Source organism: Dyella marensis, from assembly GCF_049532885.1.
Taxonomy (GTDB): Bacteria; Pseudomonadota; Gammaproteobacteria; order Xanthomonadales; family Rhodanobacteraceae; genus Dyella_D; species Dyella_D marensis.
In genome coordinates, this window is sequence record NZ_CP064029.1 from 2,266,225 (window position 1) to 2,282,746 (window position 16,522).

13 protein-coding genes are annotated in these 16,522 nt (G+C 67.8%); 8 read left to right on the forward strand and 5 right to left on the reverse strand.

What is annotated here, in order from left to right:
• Positions 1-24: 24 nt before the first annotated feature.
• Positions 25-777 (reverse strand): hypothetical protein, encoded by a 753-nt coding sequence (locus tag ISN75_RS10000; protein ID WP_343821203.1) that lies wholly within the window; start codon positions 775-777, stop codon positions 25-27.
• Positions 778-1,055: 278 nt separating this feature from the next.
• Here ISN75_RS10000 and ISN75_RS10005 point away from each other — a divergent pair, with 278 nt between their 5' ends.
• From ISN75_RS10005 to ISN75_RS10020, 4 genes are all read left to right on the forward strand, one after another.
• Positions 1,056-3,032: a CocE/NonD family hydrolase gene (locus ISN75_RS10005; protein ID WP_343821201.1), complete on the forward strand. Its 1,977-nt coding sequence runs from the start codon at positions 1,056-1,058 to the stop codon at positions 3,030-3,032.
• Positions 3,033-3,034: 2 nt separating this feature from the next.
• Entirely contained in the window at positions 3,035-4,123 is a 1,089-nt protein-coding gene (locus tag ISN75_RS10010; protein ID WP_343821199.1) for a sensor histidine kinase, read from the forward strand.
• Positions 4,120-4,881 carry a LytTR family DNA-binding domain-containing protein gene (locus tag ISN75_RS10015; RefSeq protein ID WP_343821197.1) on the forward strand — a complete coding sequence of 254 codons (762 nt, stop codon included), beginning with the start codon at positions 4,120-4,122 and terminating at the stop codon, positions 4,879-4,881. The genes ISN75_RS10010 and ISN75_RS10015 overlap by 4 nt, the downstream gene beginning before the upstream one ends.
• 900 nt (positions 4,882-5,781) lie before the next feature.
• Entirely contained in the window at positions 5,782-7,161 is a 1,380-nt protein-coding gene (locus ISN75_RS10020) for a serine hydrolase (RefSeq protein WP_343821195.1), read from the forward strand.
• Positions 7,162-7,185: 24 nt separating this feature from the next.
• Here ISN75_RS10020 and ISN75_RS10025 read toward each other — a convergent pair whose 3' ends face one another.
• Positions 7,186-8,103, reverse strand: a complete 918-nt coding sequence (locus ISN75_RS10025) for a LysR family transcriptional regulator (RefSeq protein WP_343821194.1) — start codon at positions 8,101-8,103, stop codon at positions 7,186-7,188.
• Between the two features lie 111 nt (positions 8,104-8,214).
• On the opposite strand from ISN75_RS10025, the gene ISN75_RS10030 reads away from it, so the two are divergent.
• Positions 8,215-9,069, forward strand: coding sequence for an NmrA family NAD(P)-binding protein (locus tag ISN75_RS10030; RefSeq protein WP_343821192.1), 855 nt, complete (start codon positions 8,215-8,217; stop codon positions 9,067-9,069).
• On the opposite strand, the gene ISN75_RS10035 is transcribed toward ISN75_RS10030, so the two are convergent.
• Positions 9,061-9,507, reverse strand: coding sequence for a GNAT family N-acetyltransferase (locus tag ISN75_RS10035; protein WP_343821190.1), 447 nt, complete (start codon positions 9,505-9,507; stop codon positions 9,061-9,063). The genes ISN75_RS10030 and ISN75_RS10035 overlap by 9 nt on opposite strands.
• A 421-nt stretch (positions 9,508-9,928) precedes the next feature.
• On the opposite strand from ISN75_RS10035, the gene ISN75_RS10040 reads away from it, so the two are divergent.
• The 3 genes from ISN75_RS10040 (at position 9,929) to ISN75_RS10050 (ending at position 14,111) form a co-directional block, all read left to right on the forward strand.
• Positions 9,929-13,252 carry an autotransporter outer membrane beta-barrel domain-containing protein gene (locus tag ISN75_RS10040; protein ID WP_343821188.1) on the forward strand — a complete coding sequence of 1,108 codons (3,324 nt, stop codon included), beginning with the start codon at positions 9,929-9,931 and terminating at the stop codon, positions 13,250-13,252.
• A gap of 136 nt (positions 13,253-13,388) precedes the next feature.
• A complete protein-coding gene (locus ISN75_RS10045; protein ID WP_167257400.1) occupies positions 13,389-13,928 on the forward strand; it encodes a hypothetical protein in 540 nt (179 codons plus the stop codon).
• A 42-nt stretch (positions 13,929-13,970) separates the two neighbouring features.
• Positions 13,971-14,111: an AraC family transcriptional regulator gene (locus ISN75_RS10050; protein ID WP_167257399.1), complete on the forward strand. Its 141-nt coding sequence runs from the start codon at positions 13,971-13,973 to the stop codon at positions 14,109-14,111.
• Between the two features lie 182 nt (positions 14,112-14,293).
• Here the strand turns inward: ISN75_RS10050 and ISN75_RS10055 are convergent, their stop codons facing one another.
• Positions 14,294-15,046 carry a carbonic anhydrase gene (locus ISN75_RS10055; RefSeq protein WP_167257398.1) on the reverse strand — a complete coding sequence of 251 codons (753 nt, stop codon included), beginning with the start codon at positions 15,044-15,046 and terminating at the stop codon, positions 14,294-14,296.
• Positions 15,047-15,256: 210 nt separating this feature from the next.
• Positions 15,257-16,519: a S8 family serine peptidase gene (locus tag ISN75_RS10060; RefSeq protein ID WP_343821411.1), complete on the reverse strand. Its 1,263-nt coding sequence runs from the start codon at positions 16,517-16,519 to the stop codon at positions 15,257-15,259.
• Between the last annotated feature and the right edge of the window lie 3 nt (positions 16,520-16,522).

Genomic DNA, 16,522 nt, shown 5'->3' on the forward strand with positions numbered 1-16,522 from the left:
CGACGCTGTGGGCACCAGGCCGCTTCATGGAGCTCGGCGCGACCATTCTTCATAGACTTCGCGGAGACGGCTTGCAGGCCGACTCCTATCAGCGAGTCCGTGCGCGATGCTGACAGAGACGCCGATCGGATTGAGCGGAACCGGTCCGAATGGAACGAGAAGTGGTTGCCCATAGTCCATGCTCTTCCGGCTCTTGAATTCCTGCGTCCAGGAAAGCGATGGGTGATGGGCCATGAGCATTTGTGCGAAATACACCCCTGCATCAAACGCCAAGGAATAGCTTGCATCCGTCAGATCGTAGTTCGGCATCTCGATCGAGTGCGGGCTATCGCTGCGCATGGCTTCCATCTCGGCCTCGGTGCGCTTTCTCAACGACAGGTGCCCAATCAGCCACTCGCCAAGTGCATCGAGCGATGACGTACTATTGTCTGGTTTCCAGTTTACGTACGCGGGATCCTGCCTGATGTATTCAGTGAGTTTCTCGATGCGCTCTGGGATCACGGCCTTGAACCAGGCGAAGTATTCCTTCAACTCTTCTTTAGGCATGTCCCAGAATTGGAGGCTGAAAGGTGGCTGGATTATTTGGTATGTCATGTGGCTTCTCAGTGATAAACGACGCCGATACCAGCTTGGTCCAACATGCTCAATGACATAGAAGAATTCATCTTCCGATGACTGTGCATGGGAGGCCGCCGGCAGGGCTATTCCAAAGGCGACCTGTACTGCGGTACCGCTAGCGCATTCGATCCAGGCATGGCACTCGGTGAATCGGCGCAAGCTTTCCCGGGTGAATCGAAGTCCTTCCCATATCTCCCTCTCGCCTTGAACGTCGATGGATGACGCCCCGCGCTTGAGCGGGGCGCGCGCAACTTTCAGTTGGGAATTTCTGGGCGCGATGGTAGGCGAGGCGGCCTGGCTCCTTGCCGCCAAAGACCGACATTTAGGACAGAAAGAGATAGCGGCGCATCCGCCGTGGGCGCCGCGATGTGCAGGCGCACCATTCCCGCCGCGCAAGCTCGCGTATAGTCGCGGCTTGGTCCCTGGGGAAAACTCGCATGCTACGCAAGCACCTGCCCACGATGTTCGGCGGCATGGCCGCCACCTTCTGTCTCGCGCTGCCGTTCGCGGCCGCCGCCCAGGCCAAGGATCCCCAGGCCGAACAGATCGCCAAGCGCAATGCCACCGAGCAGTCGCTGCAGGAAGTGGCGGTGGTCGACCGCAAGGTGATGGTGAAGATGCGCGACGGCAAGCGCATGGCCGCGGACATCTACCGGCCCAAGGGCGCGGGCAAGGTGCCGACGATCTTTTCGCGCACGCCGTACAACTTCAATTACTGGGACGTGAAACTCGGCGCCCCGCGCGACATGACGCGCGCGCTCGATGCGGTGAAGCACGGCTACGCCTATGTCGAAATGAACGAGCGCGGCCATTTCTTCTCCGAGGGCAATTACGACATCCTCGGTGCGCCAATCACCGACGGCGTCGACGCGGTGCGCTGGATTTCCTCGCAGCCCTGGTCCAGCGGCAAGGTCGGCACCACCGGCTGTTCGTCCACCGCCGAGTGGCAGATGGCGGTGGTGGCGCAGAACGAACCGGCGCTGGCCACCTTCAACGTGCAGGGTTTCGGTGCCGGCGTCGGCCGGGTCGGTCCTTACTATGAGCAGGGCAACTGGTACCGCGGCGGCGCGGTGCAGATGCTGTTCATTGCCTGGATCTACGACTACGGCATCCAGAACCAGGTGCGGCCGAACTTCCCGGCCAATACCACCCAGGCCGAGCTGGTCAACGCCTCGCGCTATTTCGACCTGGCCACGCAGATGCCGCCGGTGGATTGGGACAAGGCGTTCTGGCACCTGCCGGTGAAGGACATGATCAAGGCGCTGGACGGCCCGCCGGGCATCTTCGACACGCGCATGCCGGTGGCCACCGGCGGCAACATGATCGCGCGCACGCCGAACGACCCGGCCTGGTACAAGGGCGGCCTGTGGCACGACAACATGAAGATCGCCAAGCCGGGCCTGTGGTTCATGAGCTGGTTCGACGTGTCGGTGTCGCCGAACCTCGCCGCGTATAACGAAGTGCGCCGCACGGCGCCGAAGGAAGTGGCGGACGAGCAGTACGCCGTGATCGCGCCGGTGCTGCATTGCGCCTACACCCGCGCCAGCGAGCACACCATGGTCGGCGACCTGGACATGGGCGATGCGCGCTACGACTACAACGCCCTGGTGTTCGGCTGGTTCGACCGCTTCCTCAAGGGCGAGGACAGCGAGGTGGTGAAGAAGCAGCCCAAGGTCATGTACTACCTGATGGGCAAGAACGAGTGGAAGAAGTCGGCGACGTGGCCGCCGGCCGGCGCCATCACCAGGGAGTTCTACTTCGCCAGCGGAGGCAAGGCCAACACCATGTACGGCGACGGCAAGCTCGTCGCCCAGCCGGAAGCCGACGATCATCCGGACCGGTTCGTCTACGACCCGGCCAATCCGGTGATGACCTATGGCGGCGGCGGCTGCTGCCAGGGCAATGCGGTGAAGTTCGGCTCCTTCGACCAGCGCAAGGAAGAAGCCCGCAACGACGTGCTGGTCTACGACAGCGAGGCGTTCGCGCAGGGCACCGAAGTGAGCGGGCCGATCACGGTCACGCTGAATGTCTCCTCCAGCGCCAAGGACACCGACTTCACCTTCAAGGTGATCGACGTCTATCCGGACGGGCAGGCCTTCAACATCACCGAGAACATCCAGCGCATGCGCTACCGCAACGGCTACGACAAGCCGCTGGCGTGGATGAAGGCCGGCGAGGTGTATCCGGTGACGTTCCAGCCGATCGACACCAGCTACTACTTCAAGCCCGGGCACAAGCTGCGCATCGCGGTATCGAGCAGCAACTTTCCGCGTTTCGACCGCAACCTCAACACCGGCGGCAACAACTTCGACGAGGCGGCCGGCGTGATCGCCAACAATGCCGTGCACCACAGCAGCGCCTATCCGTCGAAGATCGTGCTGACCGTGGTGCCCGAGCAGGCCGGCGCGCACTGAGCATGGCAGCGGAGCAGGGCAGCGCGGCCGCGCCGCCGCCGGTATGGCGGCGGTACGCGCTGGTGCTTTGGGTGCTGCTGCTGGTGGCGATCGGCGCGATGCGTGCGCTCAACCGCTACCTGGTCGGCGTGGCCTATGGCCACGTCGCGCCGTTTCCGCCGCTGCTGATCGAGGAGCTGACCGGCTCGCTCAGCTTCGGCGCCTTCCTGCCGCCGGTTTTCTACGCCTTGCGCTGGCTGCGCCGGCGCCGCTGGCGCCTGCCGTGGCACCTCGCCGTGTTCGCCGGCCTGTCGGTGGCGCAGACCAGCCTGATGATGGGGCTGCGCCTGCTGGTGTTCGGCCTGGTGGGGGGCCCGGCGGACGACTATGCGCCCACCGTATGGCGCTACGTGATGGAAGTGCCGACCCAGCTGTTTTTCTACGTGCTGATCGCGGTCGGCCTGTGGCTGTTCGACCGCTACCGCGAAGGCCGGGCGCGCGAGCTGCGCGCGGCGCAGCTGGAGTCGGCGCTGTCGGAGGCGCGGCTGGAGGCGCTGCGGTTGCAGCTCAATCCGCATTTCCTGTTCAACACGCTCAATGCGGTGTCCGAGCTGATGTACGACCGGCCGGCCGTCGCCGACGAGATGCTTTCGCGCATCGGCTCGCTGCTGCGCGCGACGCTGTCGGCCGGTGCGCAGGAGCATCGCCTGGCCGACGAGTGGAAACTGCTGGCGCTGTATATGGACATCCAGCGTGCGCGTTTCGGCGCGGGCCTGGACGCGGACGTGCAGGGCGACGCCGCACTGGACGACCTGCGCATTCCCTTCCTGCTGCTGCAGCCGCTGGTGGAAAACGCCATCGAGCATGGCGGGCAGGGCGACCGTCGCCTGGTGCGCGTGGAAGCCGCACGCGATGCCAACCGCCTCACCGTGAAAGTGCGCGATGGCGGCGGTGGCGTCGCACGCGCGGGCCACGGTATCGGGCTGGGCAATGTGGAGGCCCGTCTGCGGCACCTCTATGGCGACGAGGCTGGTGTTCGCCTCGAGCCTTTGCCGGAAGGCGGCAGCGTGGTCACCGTCTGGCTGCCCGCGCGGCGCTGGGAGGCGGCATGACGCTGCGCGCGGTGGTGGTGGACGACGAGGCGCCGGCCCGCGCCAAGCTGCGGCGCTATCTCGCCGAGGCCGAAGGTGTCGTGTGGGTGGGCGAAGCCGGCGACGGGCGCGAAGCGGTGCGGCTGATCCAGCGTGAGCATCCCGACGTGGTCTTTCTCGATATCAGCATGCCGGGCATGGACGGTTTTGCCGTATTGCAGGCGCTGGGCGAACCGCTGCCGGCGGAGATCGTCTTTGTCACGGCGCATGACGACCAGGCCGTGCGCGCGTTCGAAGTGCATGCGTTCGACTATCTGCTCAAGCCGGTCGGCCCCGAGCGCTTCCAGGCGGCGATCCGCCGCTTGTGCGACAAGGTGGCGCCCTCGCTGAGCGTGAGCACCCGTGTCGACGGCCTGCTGGAAAACGCGCCGCCGCCGGCACGCTATCTCGAACGCCTGCTGCTGCCGGTGGGCGATGCGGCGGAGCTGGTGCCGGTGGAGCGCATCGACCGCATCGAGTCGGATCGCAATTATCTGCAGGTCTTCGTCGATGGCGAGCCGCGCCGTTTACGCGGCACGCTGGATGCGATGCAGGCGCGGCTGCATCCGTCGCGGTTCGTGCGGGTGAATCGTTCCACCGTGGTGCAGATCGATGCCATCCGCGAAGTGCAGCCGTGGCCGGAAGGGGAGAAGCGGCTGCTGCTGCGGGATGGGGCGCGGGTGACGTGGACGAAGCGGTATCTGGAGAATCTGCCGCCGGGGATGTCGATATCCATCTGACGAAGGAATCCTTCTCCCCGCCGGGGAGCACGCGGGGAGCGCACATGGATGTGCGCGGCATTGAGGAGCGAGGAAGGTGCCGGCAGGCGGATGAGGGGCGGGTGCTCGCGGAAGAAGATCGACAGCGCAGCGCATGCTTTCCGCTCCTGCTTCTCCGCTCCGCCCGGCCCCTCACCCCAACCCTCTCCCCGGAGGGGAGAGGGGGCTGGGCATCGCGTTGTTTTATGGGCTGTCTTGCCAGCCATTCCTGGATTTTCGCCAAGTGCGGCATCGAGGCTGCTGTCGTTCCGGTGACATCGTCGTCGGCGCCTGCGGCGGTCCGAACAGCGTGGGACACACGGGCTGACGGTCGAACATGTTCCGGTGGGCTTCGAACTGCCGTTCGGCCGTAGTGATGGAAGACGGGCGCTGTTCTTCCGGATCGGTAAAGCGCATTCGCGGAACGCCCCGACGCATTTCCTGCCGCAGTTCGGCCTGAGCCTTGCCGTTCAAGTCGCTACGCTCTTTTGCTTCGTGGTTTTCGCCCGCGGGCTGGGGCGGAAGCTGCAGATTTGGCCGGAGCGTCCGGGGGCGGCGCGCTCTGCGCCGGCGCCCCGGGCGAAGCCATCCAGGCGAACAGTGAGATAAGCAACATCGTTTTCGTGCGATGCGTGGTTTCGATCATGCGGGCACCTGTTTTCAGATGGGGGGGAGGGGCTGAGCCATAGCCGCCTATGACACCGGGGCGGCCGCCGATGGCATGGCCCGCCTGGAAGTCCGCGGCAAACGGGCACCGTTTTCCGGCCTCTCTGCCAGCCCATCCGGGTTTTGTCCCCGCCCCCGCGGCCTTCGTCCCAGTCCGTCCCCCTCCGTCCCGCCGGTCTCCGCAGACTCTGGCCACACCCACGGAGACCGACCGCCATGCGCAAGACATCCATCGTGCTCGCCAGCCTCGCCACCACGGCTTTCGCCGCCGCGGCCGGCGCCTACGGCACCACGCAGCTCAGCCAGATCCTGCCGGTGGCCGCCGGCGTCGCCGCCCATCACGTCTGCTCGATGACCTTCGTCGGCGGGCAGGACCCGGACCAGACCTTCGACCAACTCGTCATGCCGGTGCTCGGCGACTTCGGCCGCATGCTGAAAGTGCACGTCTCGCGTGACACCCGCACGGTCGAAGTGTCCGGCCCGCTGAGCGAGCTGGCGCGCGCCCGCTTCACGCCCGGCTACGGCTGCCGCCTGGTGCTGCCGGGCGACCAGCCTTTGCCCGCGGTCGCCGACGCACCCATCGCCCCCAGGGCCGATGGTTTCGCGCCGAAGGGGCGCGTCGCTTCCAGCAAGCCGGCCGTCACCGCCGCGATCGACAACGTGTTCGCCGAACATGCGGGCCAGCCGGTCAAGCGCGTCAAGGCCGTGGTGATCGTGAAGGACGGCCAGGTCGTCGCCGAGCGCTACGCCGACGGCATCGACGAACACTCCCCGCTGCTCAGCTTCTCGGTGGCCAAGTCGTTCACCAACGCGTTGTTCGGCATCCTGGTGCGCCAGGGCAAGCTGCGCGTGGACGAATCCTTGAACCCGCCGGAATGGAAGGACAAGAACGATCCGCGCCGCGTCATCACGCTGGAAGATCTGATGCGCATGCGCAGCGGCCTGGCGGTGGAGGAAGCGGAGTCCGCCGAAAGCCCGGTGGCGAAGATGGAATTCCTGCACGGCGACATGGCTGCCTTCGCTGCCGCCCAGCCGGCAAAGGAGCCGCCGGGCCGTACGTTCGAATACACCTCGGCCGACACCGTGCTGCTCGCGCGCAAGCTTGGCAGCGTGGTCGGTGGCGGTGCGCCGGGCATGCGCGAATTCGCGCGCCGCGAGCTGTTCGCGCCGCTGGGCATGGGCGACGTGACGATGGAATTCGACGGCGCCGGCACCTTTATCGGCTCCACCTACGTGTATGCGAGCGCCCGCGACTACGCACGCCTCGGCTGGCTGTACCTGCGCGACGGCATCGCGCCGGACGGCAAGCGCGTGCTGCCGGAAGGCTGGATGGACTGGTCGCGCCGCTCCACCTTGAATTCCCCGTACGGCGCGGGCTTCTGGACCAACGACGGACGCAGCGAAGAGGCGAAGTGGCGGATCGATTCCGGCTATCCGAAGGAAGGCTTCTACGCCAGCGGCACCATGGGCCAGCGCATCTACGTGATTCCTTCGGCGCACCTGGTGATCACGCGCTTCGGCTATTCCGCACCGCCGTACTACGGCATGCGCGACGATCTGGCGCTGATCAAGGCGGCGATCGAGGCATATCGCTGAAGGGTTCCGGCCGCGGCGCAGCGCTCAGCCTGCGCCGCACAGCTCCACCAGGAAATCCACGAACGCCCGCGTCTTCGCGGGCAGATGCTTGCGCGACGGATACAGCACGTACAGCGGAAAGCGCTCGTCCGGCCAGTCGGGAAACAATTCCACCAGCTTGCCCTTGGCCAGGAACTCGCCGATGCCCAGCGACATCATCTGCGCGATGCCATAACCGGCGAGACAGGCGTGCAGCATGGTGCCGACGTCGTTGACGATCAGGCGCCCGCCGGTGGGCACGCTCAGCCGCTTGCGTCCGCGGTGGAATTCCCAGGCATAGGGCTGGCCGCTGGCCGGATCGCGGAAGTCGATGCAGGTATGGCCGTCCGCGCTCAAGGCCTGCGGCGTGGCGGGCCGGCCGTGGCGGCGCAGATAGGCGGGAGCGGCGACGGTGAGCACGCGCGTTTCCAGCAGCTTGCGCGCCACCAGGGCGGAAGCGCGCGGTTCGCCGAAGCGGATGGCCAGGTCGATGCCTTCGCTGACCAGGTCGCCGGGCTGGTCGCGCACCAGCAGTTCCAGCTGCAGTTGCGGATGGCGGGCGAGGAAGGTTTCGATGCGCGGCGCCAGCAGCAGCTGCGCGAACAGCGGATCGAGCAGGCCCACGCGCAGCTTGCCGCGCACCGCGCCCGCGCTGCCCGCTGCCTCGTCGACCACTTCCTCCAGCTCCGCCAGCACCGGCGTCACCTGCCGGTGGAAGCGGCGGCCTTCCTCGGTCAGCGCGACCGCGCGCGTGGTGCGGTCGAACAGGCGCAGCCCCAGGCGCTGTTCCAGCCGCGCGATGGCGCGGCTGACGCCGGGCTGCGACATGTCCAGGATCTCGCCCGCGCCGGCAAAGCTGCCGGCATCGACCACGGCGAAGAACACGCGCAGGCCGGCCAGGGTGCGTTCGTCGAATCCGCTCATGCGCGCCAGTCATGGATGAAATGCCATTGATGTTATCGCCGCAGGGCGGGCGAAGTCGAACAATGCCTGCCGACGCGGCCGTACGCCGCCTGGCTTGAGGAGAACTTCGACATGTATGCGATCACGGGTATCACGGGGCAGGTTGGCGGCGCGGTGGCGCGCGCGCTGCTGGCACACGGTGCGGCGGTACGCGCCGTCGTGCGCGATGCGGCCAAAGGGGAGCCCTGGCGGGCGCGCGGCTGCGAGGTGGCGCTGGCCGGTTACGACGACGGCGACGCGCTGGCGCGCGCCTTCGAAGGCGTCGACGGCGTATTTCTGATGATGCCGCCGGACTACGATCCGGCGCCGGGCTTCCCGCAGATCCATGCGCTGGCGGAGCGCTTCCGTCACGCGCTCGAACAGGCGCAGCCGGGGCGCGCGCTGTTTCTCTCCACCGTCGGCGCGCAAGTTGCCGAACCGAACCTGCTGAACAATGCGGGGCTGATGGAGCATGCGCTCGGCGGCGTATCGATGCCGGTGGCCTTCCTGCGCCCGGCCTGGTTCATGGAGAACGCCGCGTGGGACCTGCCCGGCGCGCGCGAGGGCACGATCCACAGTTTTCTGCAGCCGCTGGATCACCGCATCCCGATGGTGTCCACCGAGGACATCGGCGCGGTGGCGGCGGAACTGCTGCTGCGCGGCTGGAACGGCCGCCTGGTGCAGGAGCTGGAAGGTCCGGCGCGCTACGGCGCCGAGGACATCGCTCGCGCCTATGCCGCCGTGCTCGGCCAGCCGGTAGGTGCGCAGGCGGTGCCGCGCGAACAATGGGAAGCGCTGTTTCGCCAGCAAGGCGCGCAGCACCCGCAGCCGCGCATGCGCATGCTCGACGGCTTCAACCAGGGCTGGATCGATTTCGAAGGCGCGCCGCGCAAGGCGGCCACGTCGCTGGAAACGGCGCTGCGCCGGATCGTGCAGCGCTCAGCCTGAGACGGCCCGCGCCCGGTGCGAGGCGAGCAGCACGTATTCGCCGTCGGCGCCCTGGCCCTGGCCGATCCCCGCGAAGCCCAGCTTCTCGTAGAACGCCAGCGCCGCCTCGTTGCGGCGCAGGCATTTCATCTGCAGCGGCTGCTCCGGCCAGCCCAGCGCCTGCAGCAGCGCGCGGCCGATGCCGCGCCGCTGCTGTCCGGCGGCGAGATACAGGTGATGCACGAAGCGGTCCGGCTCCCATAGCGCGACGAAGCCGGCGAGGCTGCCGTCGCCGTCCAGCGCCACCAGCACGCGCTCGCCGCGGGTCTGGCCGTCGTAATCCTCCAGCCGGAAGCTGTCGGCGGCGGCCCAGGTGAAGGTGGCCCGGCGCGCCTGCAGGAACAGTTCGCGCAGGGCGGGGCGGTCGTCGTCGGTGGCGAGGCGGATCGTGATGGTCATGCCGCACAGCCTAGCGCGTGGCGTGCCTGGACCGCGCCTGGTGCGAATGGTGGATGTTTTTCGATATCCACCACCTGCTTTATGTTTTTTCGCGGTATGTGCGCCCGCTCACCGCACTGAAAAACCCCGCGTGACTGCAGTCACGCCCGCGCCAACACCGCCGGCACCTGGCGCGGCCCGTGTGTTACTAAAGCCACCGCCAAGCAAGTCGACCGCGTTCTACAGGGGACGTGCCGTTTGCCCGCAAGGGCATGCGTCGGCAGCGCGACAACGCGGTGTCCCGAAGGTGGCGCCGTCCATGATGAAGCTCCCGCGGGTTGGCCCGAAATGACCAGCCGTGGCGTGTTTTGTCCAACGTTTTATCGGCGGCCGAAACCAGACCATGGGCAAGACGCAGCATACGAAGGGGAGTGCCGAGGCCATGCTCCAGGCAAGAAGGCAAGAGCTGGCGCTGTCGATCGCGGTGGCGTTGACCTGCGTGGCGGTGCCGGCCGAAGCGGCCGCCACGGTCTATACGCAACCGGTCACCGGCGTGGCCGGCAACGATGCGCCCGGCGGCACCGGCGGCTACAACCCCGGCTACATCATCACCAGCAACAACGGTACGCCCACCTACACCCTGGCCCAGGGCGATGCCATCAATGTGGAATCGGCCAACACGCAAGTGGTGGGTGTGGGCATTACCTCGTCGTCCTCGTCCAGCGTGATCGACGCCACCGCGGGCAACGTGTCGATCACCGCCACGCGCGACGTGCCGGCCACCGGCACCACCGGCGGCAGCGCCATCGGCATCTTTGCCTCCAGCCCGCAGTCCGATCCGAAATCGGTGACCGTCAACGGGCCCATCAGCGTCACCGCCAACGACAAAAACTCCAAGGGCAACGGCAGCATCTACGGCAATGCCTACGCGCTGTGGGCGGACGATTTCGCCAGCATCACCATCAACGGCGACACCACGCTGCACGCGTCGACGCCGGGCTATGGGCGCGTCATCTATCTCACCGGCAACGGCAGCCGCATCACCATCAACGGCAACCTCACGGCCGAGTCGGACAGCAACAACACCAACTACGCCATCATGGGCGACGGGCGCAGCATCCTGCGCATCAGCGGCAACGTCGACCTCACCGCCAGCGGCATCTACCCGTCGGACAACGTCAACGGCATCTGGAACCCCAGCGTATCCACGCGCACGGAGATCGGCGGCAACCTGAAGCTGTACGCCATCGCCCGCGGCTCGACAGTGATGGGTATCCGCAACAACGGCTATATCGGCGTGGTCGGCACCACCACCATCACGGCGTTCGGCAACCGCACCGCTTTCGGCGTCAATGCCGGCCACCGCCTGTCCAAGACCGAGTTCTTCGGCGACGCCACCATCACCGTGCAGGGCGGCCCCAACCGCTTCGGCGACACCGTCGGCGCGTACAACTTCGGCGGCAATGGCGGCAACGGCTACATGCGCTTCGACGGCAACCTGACCGTCACCGCCACCAACGGCACCTTCGAGGGCGACTCGGACGTGCTGGGCATCGACAACAACGGCCGCATGACCCTGGCCACCGCGGGCAAGCTGGTGCGGCTGCTGCCGACCGGCAACCAGGGCACGCATTCGGCGTACGGCATCCGCAACGGCATGTCGTTCACGGCGGCCAGCGATGTCGATATCACCGTGTCGGAAAAGGCTGGCGCCACCTATGGCGTGGCCAACTACGGCGCGGCGGATTTCAACGGCGCGCTGTCCATCGCCAAGGCGGCGGGCTCGACGGCGGCCAATCACTACGGCGTGGTCACGCGGCCCACGGCAGGGGCGTCGGCCACCACCAACATCAACCAGGGCGGCGGCCATCCCGTCGCCATCCAGGGCGATGTGCTCACCGCTTCGAACAGCGGCGGCTTCCTCGGCACGCTGAATCTGAAGCTCGATACCTCCGGCTCCTGGCTCAACGGCCTGGTGCTGGCCGATACGGACGGTAGCGTCGGCGCCGCCAACCTGGTGGTGAACAACGGCGCGCGCTGGATCGCCGCCGGCAGCGGCACCCTGGCCACCGACTTCGGCGCTGGCAGCCTCAGCGTAGGCAGCGGCGGCGCGATCGACACGGCCGCCAGCTGGGGCAGCTTTGCACCCGGCAGCGTGCCGGCGTACAGCCTGCGCACGCTGCAGATCGGCAGCAGTGCGGGTAGCGGCGCAACGGTCAGTCTTGCCGACGGCGCTGCGTTCACCTTGCTCAGCGACGTGCGCAACGGCACGGCGGACAAGGTGGTGTTCGGCAGCGGCGTCAGCTCGTTCAGCGCGCAAGGCACGCAGAACGTGCGCCTGGCGTACGACCCGGCGCTGGACGATACGTCCTGGATCAATGCCACCAGCTTGCGCACCGGCACGTCGATCCTCGCCGCCAGTCCGATCGTGATCGTCGACGCCAGCACGGCGGCGAACGGCACGGCGAATTTCCTGGCCGCTGCCGGGTTGTCGGGTCAGTGGAGCGGCACCTACCAGAACGCGCTGGTGCGTTTCAGCTATACGCCGCGGGTGAGCCTGAGCGCGGATCATCGGCAGATCCTGCTGGCGGGTATCGATATCGCTGGCGATGGATCGAGCGCGCCGCCGAATGGCGGCGGCACCACGGGCACCGGCTCCGGCTCCGGCTCCGGCGGCGGCGGCGGCGCGACGACGGGTTCGAATACCGGCGCCGGCAGCGGCACGACGACGGGTGGGAATGCCAACACCGGCAGCGGCACCACTACAAGCGGCGGCACGCCACCCGCCACCGGCACGGCCGCTTCCGATCCGGCCGCCGGCAACGTGGCGATCGCGCCCTCCACCGGCGTACTGGTCGCCGCCGACGCCGCGCTTGCACTGACCAATCTCTGGCAACTGGACGAGCGCGCCGTCTCCCGCCGCAGCGAAGCATCGCGCCTGGACGACGCGCCGGCCGGCTCCGCCTTCTGGGCCGATACGGACGGCGGCAGCCTGAAGGGCGACAGCGCGGACGGCCGCAGCTACCGGCAGAACGCCACCAACGTCAGCGCCGGTGCGGAATGGCGCGCGGATGCCGACCAGGGCCGCGGCACTGTCGGCGTGGTGTATACGCATGCGCAATCCCGCGCCGACCTGCAGAACGGCAGCGCCGATCTGCGCGGCGATTCGGTCGGCGTCTATGGCGTGTGGAATACGGGCAACGGTTTGTTTGCCGACGCTGTGGCGCGCACCGGGCGACTGGGCGACAACTACACCTCGCGCGACGCTTTCGGCGTCACCTCCGGCCGCTACCATGCGCGCGCATCCAGCGTGTCGGTGCGCGTGGGCCGCCGTTTCCGCGGCGAACATGGCGGCTATATCGAGCCGCAGGTGCAGGCGGCCTATGGTTCGATCGGGGCGGTCGGGTACACGGCCAGCAACCGCGTGCGCTTCGATACGCAGCGCAACCACACCTTCATGTCCCGCGCCGGCATGCTGTTCGGCCAGAGCTTTTTCCTCGGCCCGACCTTGACCGGCGATGCCTACGCCCGCGTGGCGGTGGTGCATACGGTGGGCGACCGCCCCGATATCACCGCCTCGCTCGACGGTGGTTCGCTGCCGGTGATCCTGCCGGCGCGCCACGCCACCACACGCGAGGTGGCCGTGGGCGGGCGGGTGGCGTTCGGTTTGACGTGGAGTGCGTATGCGGAAGCCGGGCATGCATCGCGGACGGATGCACTGGCCGGTGGATGGCGCGCCTCGGCGGGCTTCCGTGTGAATTTCTAGCCGCGGCTTGTCGCTGCGGCGGGCTGCATGTCATGGTGCGGCCCGCCGGGCGGTCCGGCCTGCGAGGGAATGCGCGATGGGATCGGTAAGAACGCAGCGGGCCATGGTTTAGATGGCCGCTCGTCGAGTCCCCGCCATGCCGGGCACGCGCGTGCGGCTCACGCCGCGGGAGCGCGAGGCCGTCGAGGCCTACTGGTCGGCGTCGCCGCAGCGCACGGCGCGAGGCGTGCTCGCCGTTGCCTCCACTCTGATGATGGCCGTCGGCGCGTTATGCCTGCTGATCGGCCTGACCGGCGCCTTCCTCGGACATCGCCACGACAAGCACGCCTGGGTGTTCCTGATGCTGGGCGGCATGCTGCTGCCGATGGCGGGTTTCTTCCTGTGGGCGCTGCGCCGCAAGGCGAAGCGGCTGGCCGAGGATCTGAAAGTCGGTTCGAAGCTGGTCGTCGACGGCATCGTCGGCGACCGCTTCTATCTCGCCCGCAACGGCGGCACGCCCGACTGCCTGATCCGCGTGGTGGTGCCGCCGCTGAAGGAACCCGGCAACTTCGCCGTGCCCGAGCGCGTATTCAACGAGCTGCGCAAGGGCGATGCCGTGCGCTGCGCCTATCTGCCTGCCTCGAAGATCCTGCTCTCGCTGGCGTCGGACAAGGTTTTCCACGCGATCGGCGAGTGAGCCGGCTGCTCGTCTGGAGCAGGCGCCCATGCGCCCAGGCAGGTGGCCGCGCTGTGCGGCTTCTCCAACGCCGATCATCTGCGGCGTGCGTTTGTGCAGTACCTGGGAGTAACGCCAGCGGAATATCGCCGCAGGCACGGAGCCCCAACCTCCGTCATTCCGGCGCAGGCCGGAATCCAGTAGCGATGCGCTTTATGGAGCGTGCAGTCCCAGAGCGCTGCTCTTGAACGTTCTGCCGAAAACCAGGCGGCGCGGTTACTGGATGATTCGCTTCGCTCACCCCTTCGGGGCCGCCCTGCGGGCGTTCTTCGCGCTGCGCGCTCGTCCGGCCTGCGCCGGAATGACGAGCATTGCTTCGGCCAGCATCAAGCCAGCTTCGGCCACACCGTCACCGTACCCGTGGCCAGATCATGCACCGCACCCGCCACCATCAACGCCCCCGAACGCACCGCCGGCGCGATGATCGGATCCAGCCCGCGCAGCCGCTGCACGCCGTTGCTGACGTTGTTGTAGGTCACCTGCTTCTGCAGCGCCTTGCCGCTGAGCTTGTCGTCCTGCGCCACGGCCTGATCGACGGCCGGATAGATCAGTTCCAGCAGGTCGTCGATCGCGCCGGCCGGCTTGTTCTGCTCGTGGCGGAACTGGATGGCGGCCTTCATCGCGCCGCATTCGCTGTGGCCCAGCACCAGGATCAGCGACACGCCAAGCTCGGCCACCGCGTATTCGATGCTGCCCTTCATCACCGGCCCGCTGCCGGCCACCACGTTGCCGGCGGCGCGCACGGTGAAGAGCTGGCCCACGCCCTGGTCGAAGATGATTTCCGGCGCGGTGCGCGAATCGGCGCAGGCGATGATGGCGGCGAACGGCGCCTGGCCCTGCGCCACCTTGGCGAAGTCTTCCGGCGTGCGGCAGGCGGCCGAGCCCTTGCCGGCGACGAAACGCGCATTGCCTTGCAACAGCCGGTCCAGCGCCTCCTGCCCCGTGGGGCGGTGCGCCGGCAGCGGCGGGAAGCCGGGCGAGGGCAGGGCGCGGGCCTGGAGGTCGGCCCAGGGCGTTGCCGCCGAAGCCATGGCAAGGGCGGAGAGCTGCAGGAACTGGCGGCGCGAAGGGGGCGTCATGGTCTGGGTATTCGTATCGGGGAAGCGCAACGCCGGCGTTGCGGGCGAAGCTGCGCGGCATGTCGCGCCGGAGCTTCGGGAGCCGCGCAGATTTAAAGGATCGCGCAGGCGCATACGAATAAAATGACGGGCGCGGTTGCGCCATGTCATTTAAGGCCAGTGAGCTGAGCGTCGGGGTCTATGCGGCGCGCGGCCGCAAAGCAGCGGCCGTCAAGGCGACCCAGCGTGGTGCAGCGAACTCTGCAGGGCCCGCACCGCCAGTGCCGCGTTTACCTGGCTCTGGCCGTTGGCCGTCTTGCCATCCATCAGCAGCAGCTTGCGGATCGATGCGGCATCGAGATCCGGCTGGATCGACAGCAGCAGCGCGACGATGCCGGTGACGTGCGCGGCCGCCATCGAGGAACCCGAGGTGAAGTCGTAGCCGCCATGCGGCTGGGTGGTGAGGATGTCGCTGCCCGGCGCGCTTACTACGTCCGGCGGCGCCGGCGTGGCGGCGGCGGAACGCACCACGATCACACCGGGCGAGTTGTCGGGAAAACCCTTGGCGTCGCCGTCCGGCGGACGCGCCGCCACCACGATGCGCTTCTGCCGCAGCAGTTCGTCCAGCAGCTTGCCCAGCAGCGGATCGGCCGGGCCGCCCAGGCTGAGATTGACCACGCGCGCATCGGTGTCCAGCACCGCCGCCAGCGCCTTGGCCAGGGTGAACGAATTGCAGCGCGCGCCGGCGTTGCGGTCCGGATACCAGCAGGCCTTGTAGACGCTCAGCACCGCCTTGGGCGCGATGCCGACAATGCCCTGGTGGTTGTCGCCCATGGCCGCGATGATGCCGGCCACTTCGGTGCCGTGCGCATCGCGGTCGAAGGCGGTGGCGTCGCCGTCCACCGCGTTGTGGGTGTCGGCGATGCGGCCTTGCAGGTCGGGATGCGTGACGTCCGCGCCGGTATCGACGATGGCCACGTGCACGCCGCCGCCCTGGCTGGTCTCGTGCGCGGTGGCGGCGTCGGTCTCGACGAAGCCGCGCTGCAGGTCGGCGTAGGGATCGTTGTACTTGTGCGGGGCCTGCTGCTGCGTATCCGCATAGACTTCGTAGTCCTGCAGCGGCTGGGCGAGCTTCACGCGCTCGTCCTTGGCCAGGTTCTGCAGCAGGGCCTCGCGGTCGGCGCCCGCGGGCGGTTCCACCACGATGCAGAACAGGCCCAGCGCCTTGATCGGCCAGCCGACCACTTCGCGCAGGCCGTAGCGCTGCTTCAGTTCGTCCAGCTGCGAGACCGCGCGCTGGCCGGCGCCGTAATGGCCCGGCGGCGCATAGCCGAGCAGGCTGGAGCCGGCATGCGTGCCCGGCGGATCGAGAGGGTTGGCCACGGCCAGCACGATGTCGCGCTGGCTGTTCATCGACGCCGCGGCCGCAGGCGTTGCCGCCGCGTTGCCGCGCCCGGCCGGCGCCGACGCGCAGGCGCCCAGCGCAAGCGCCATGGC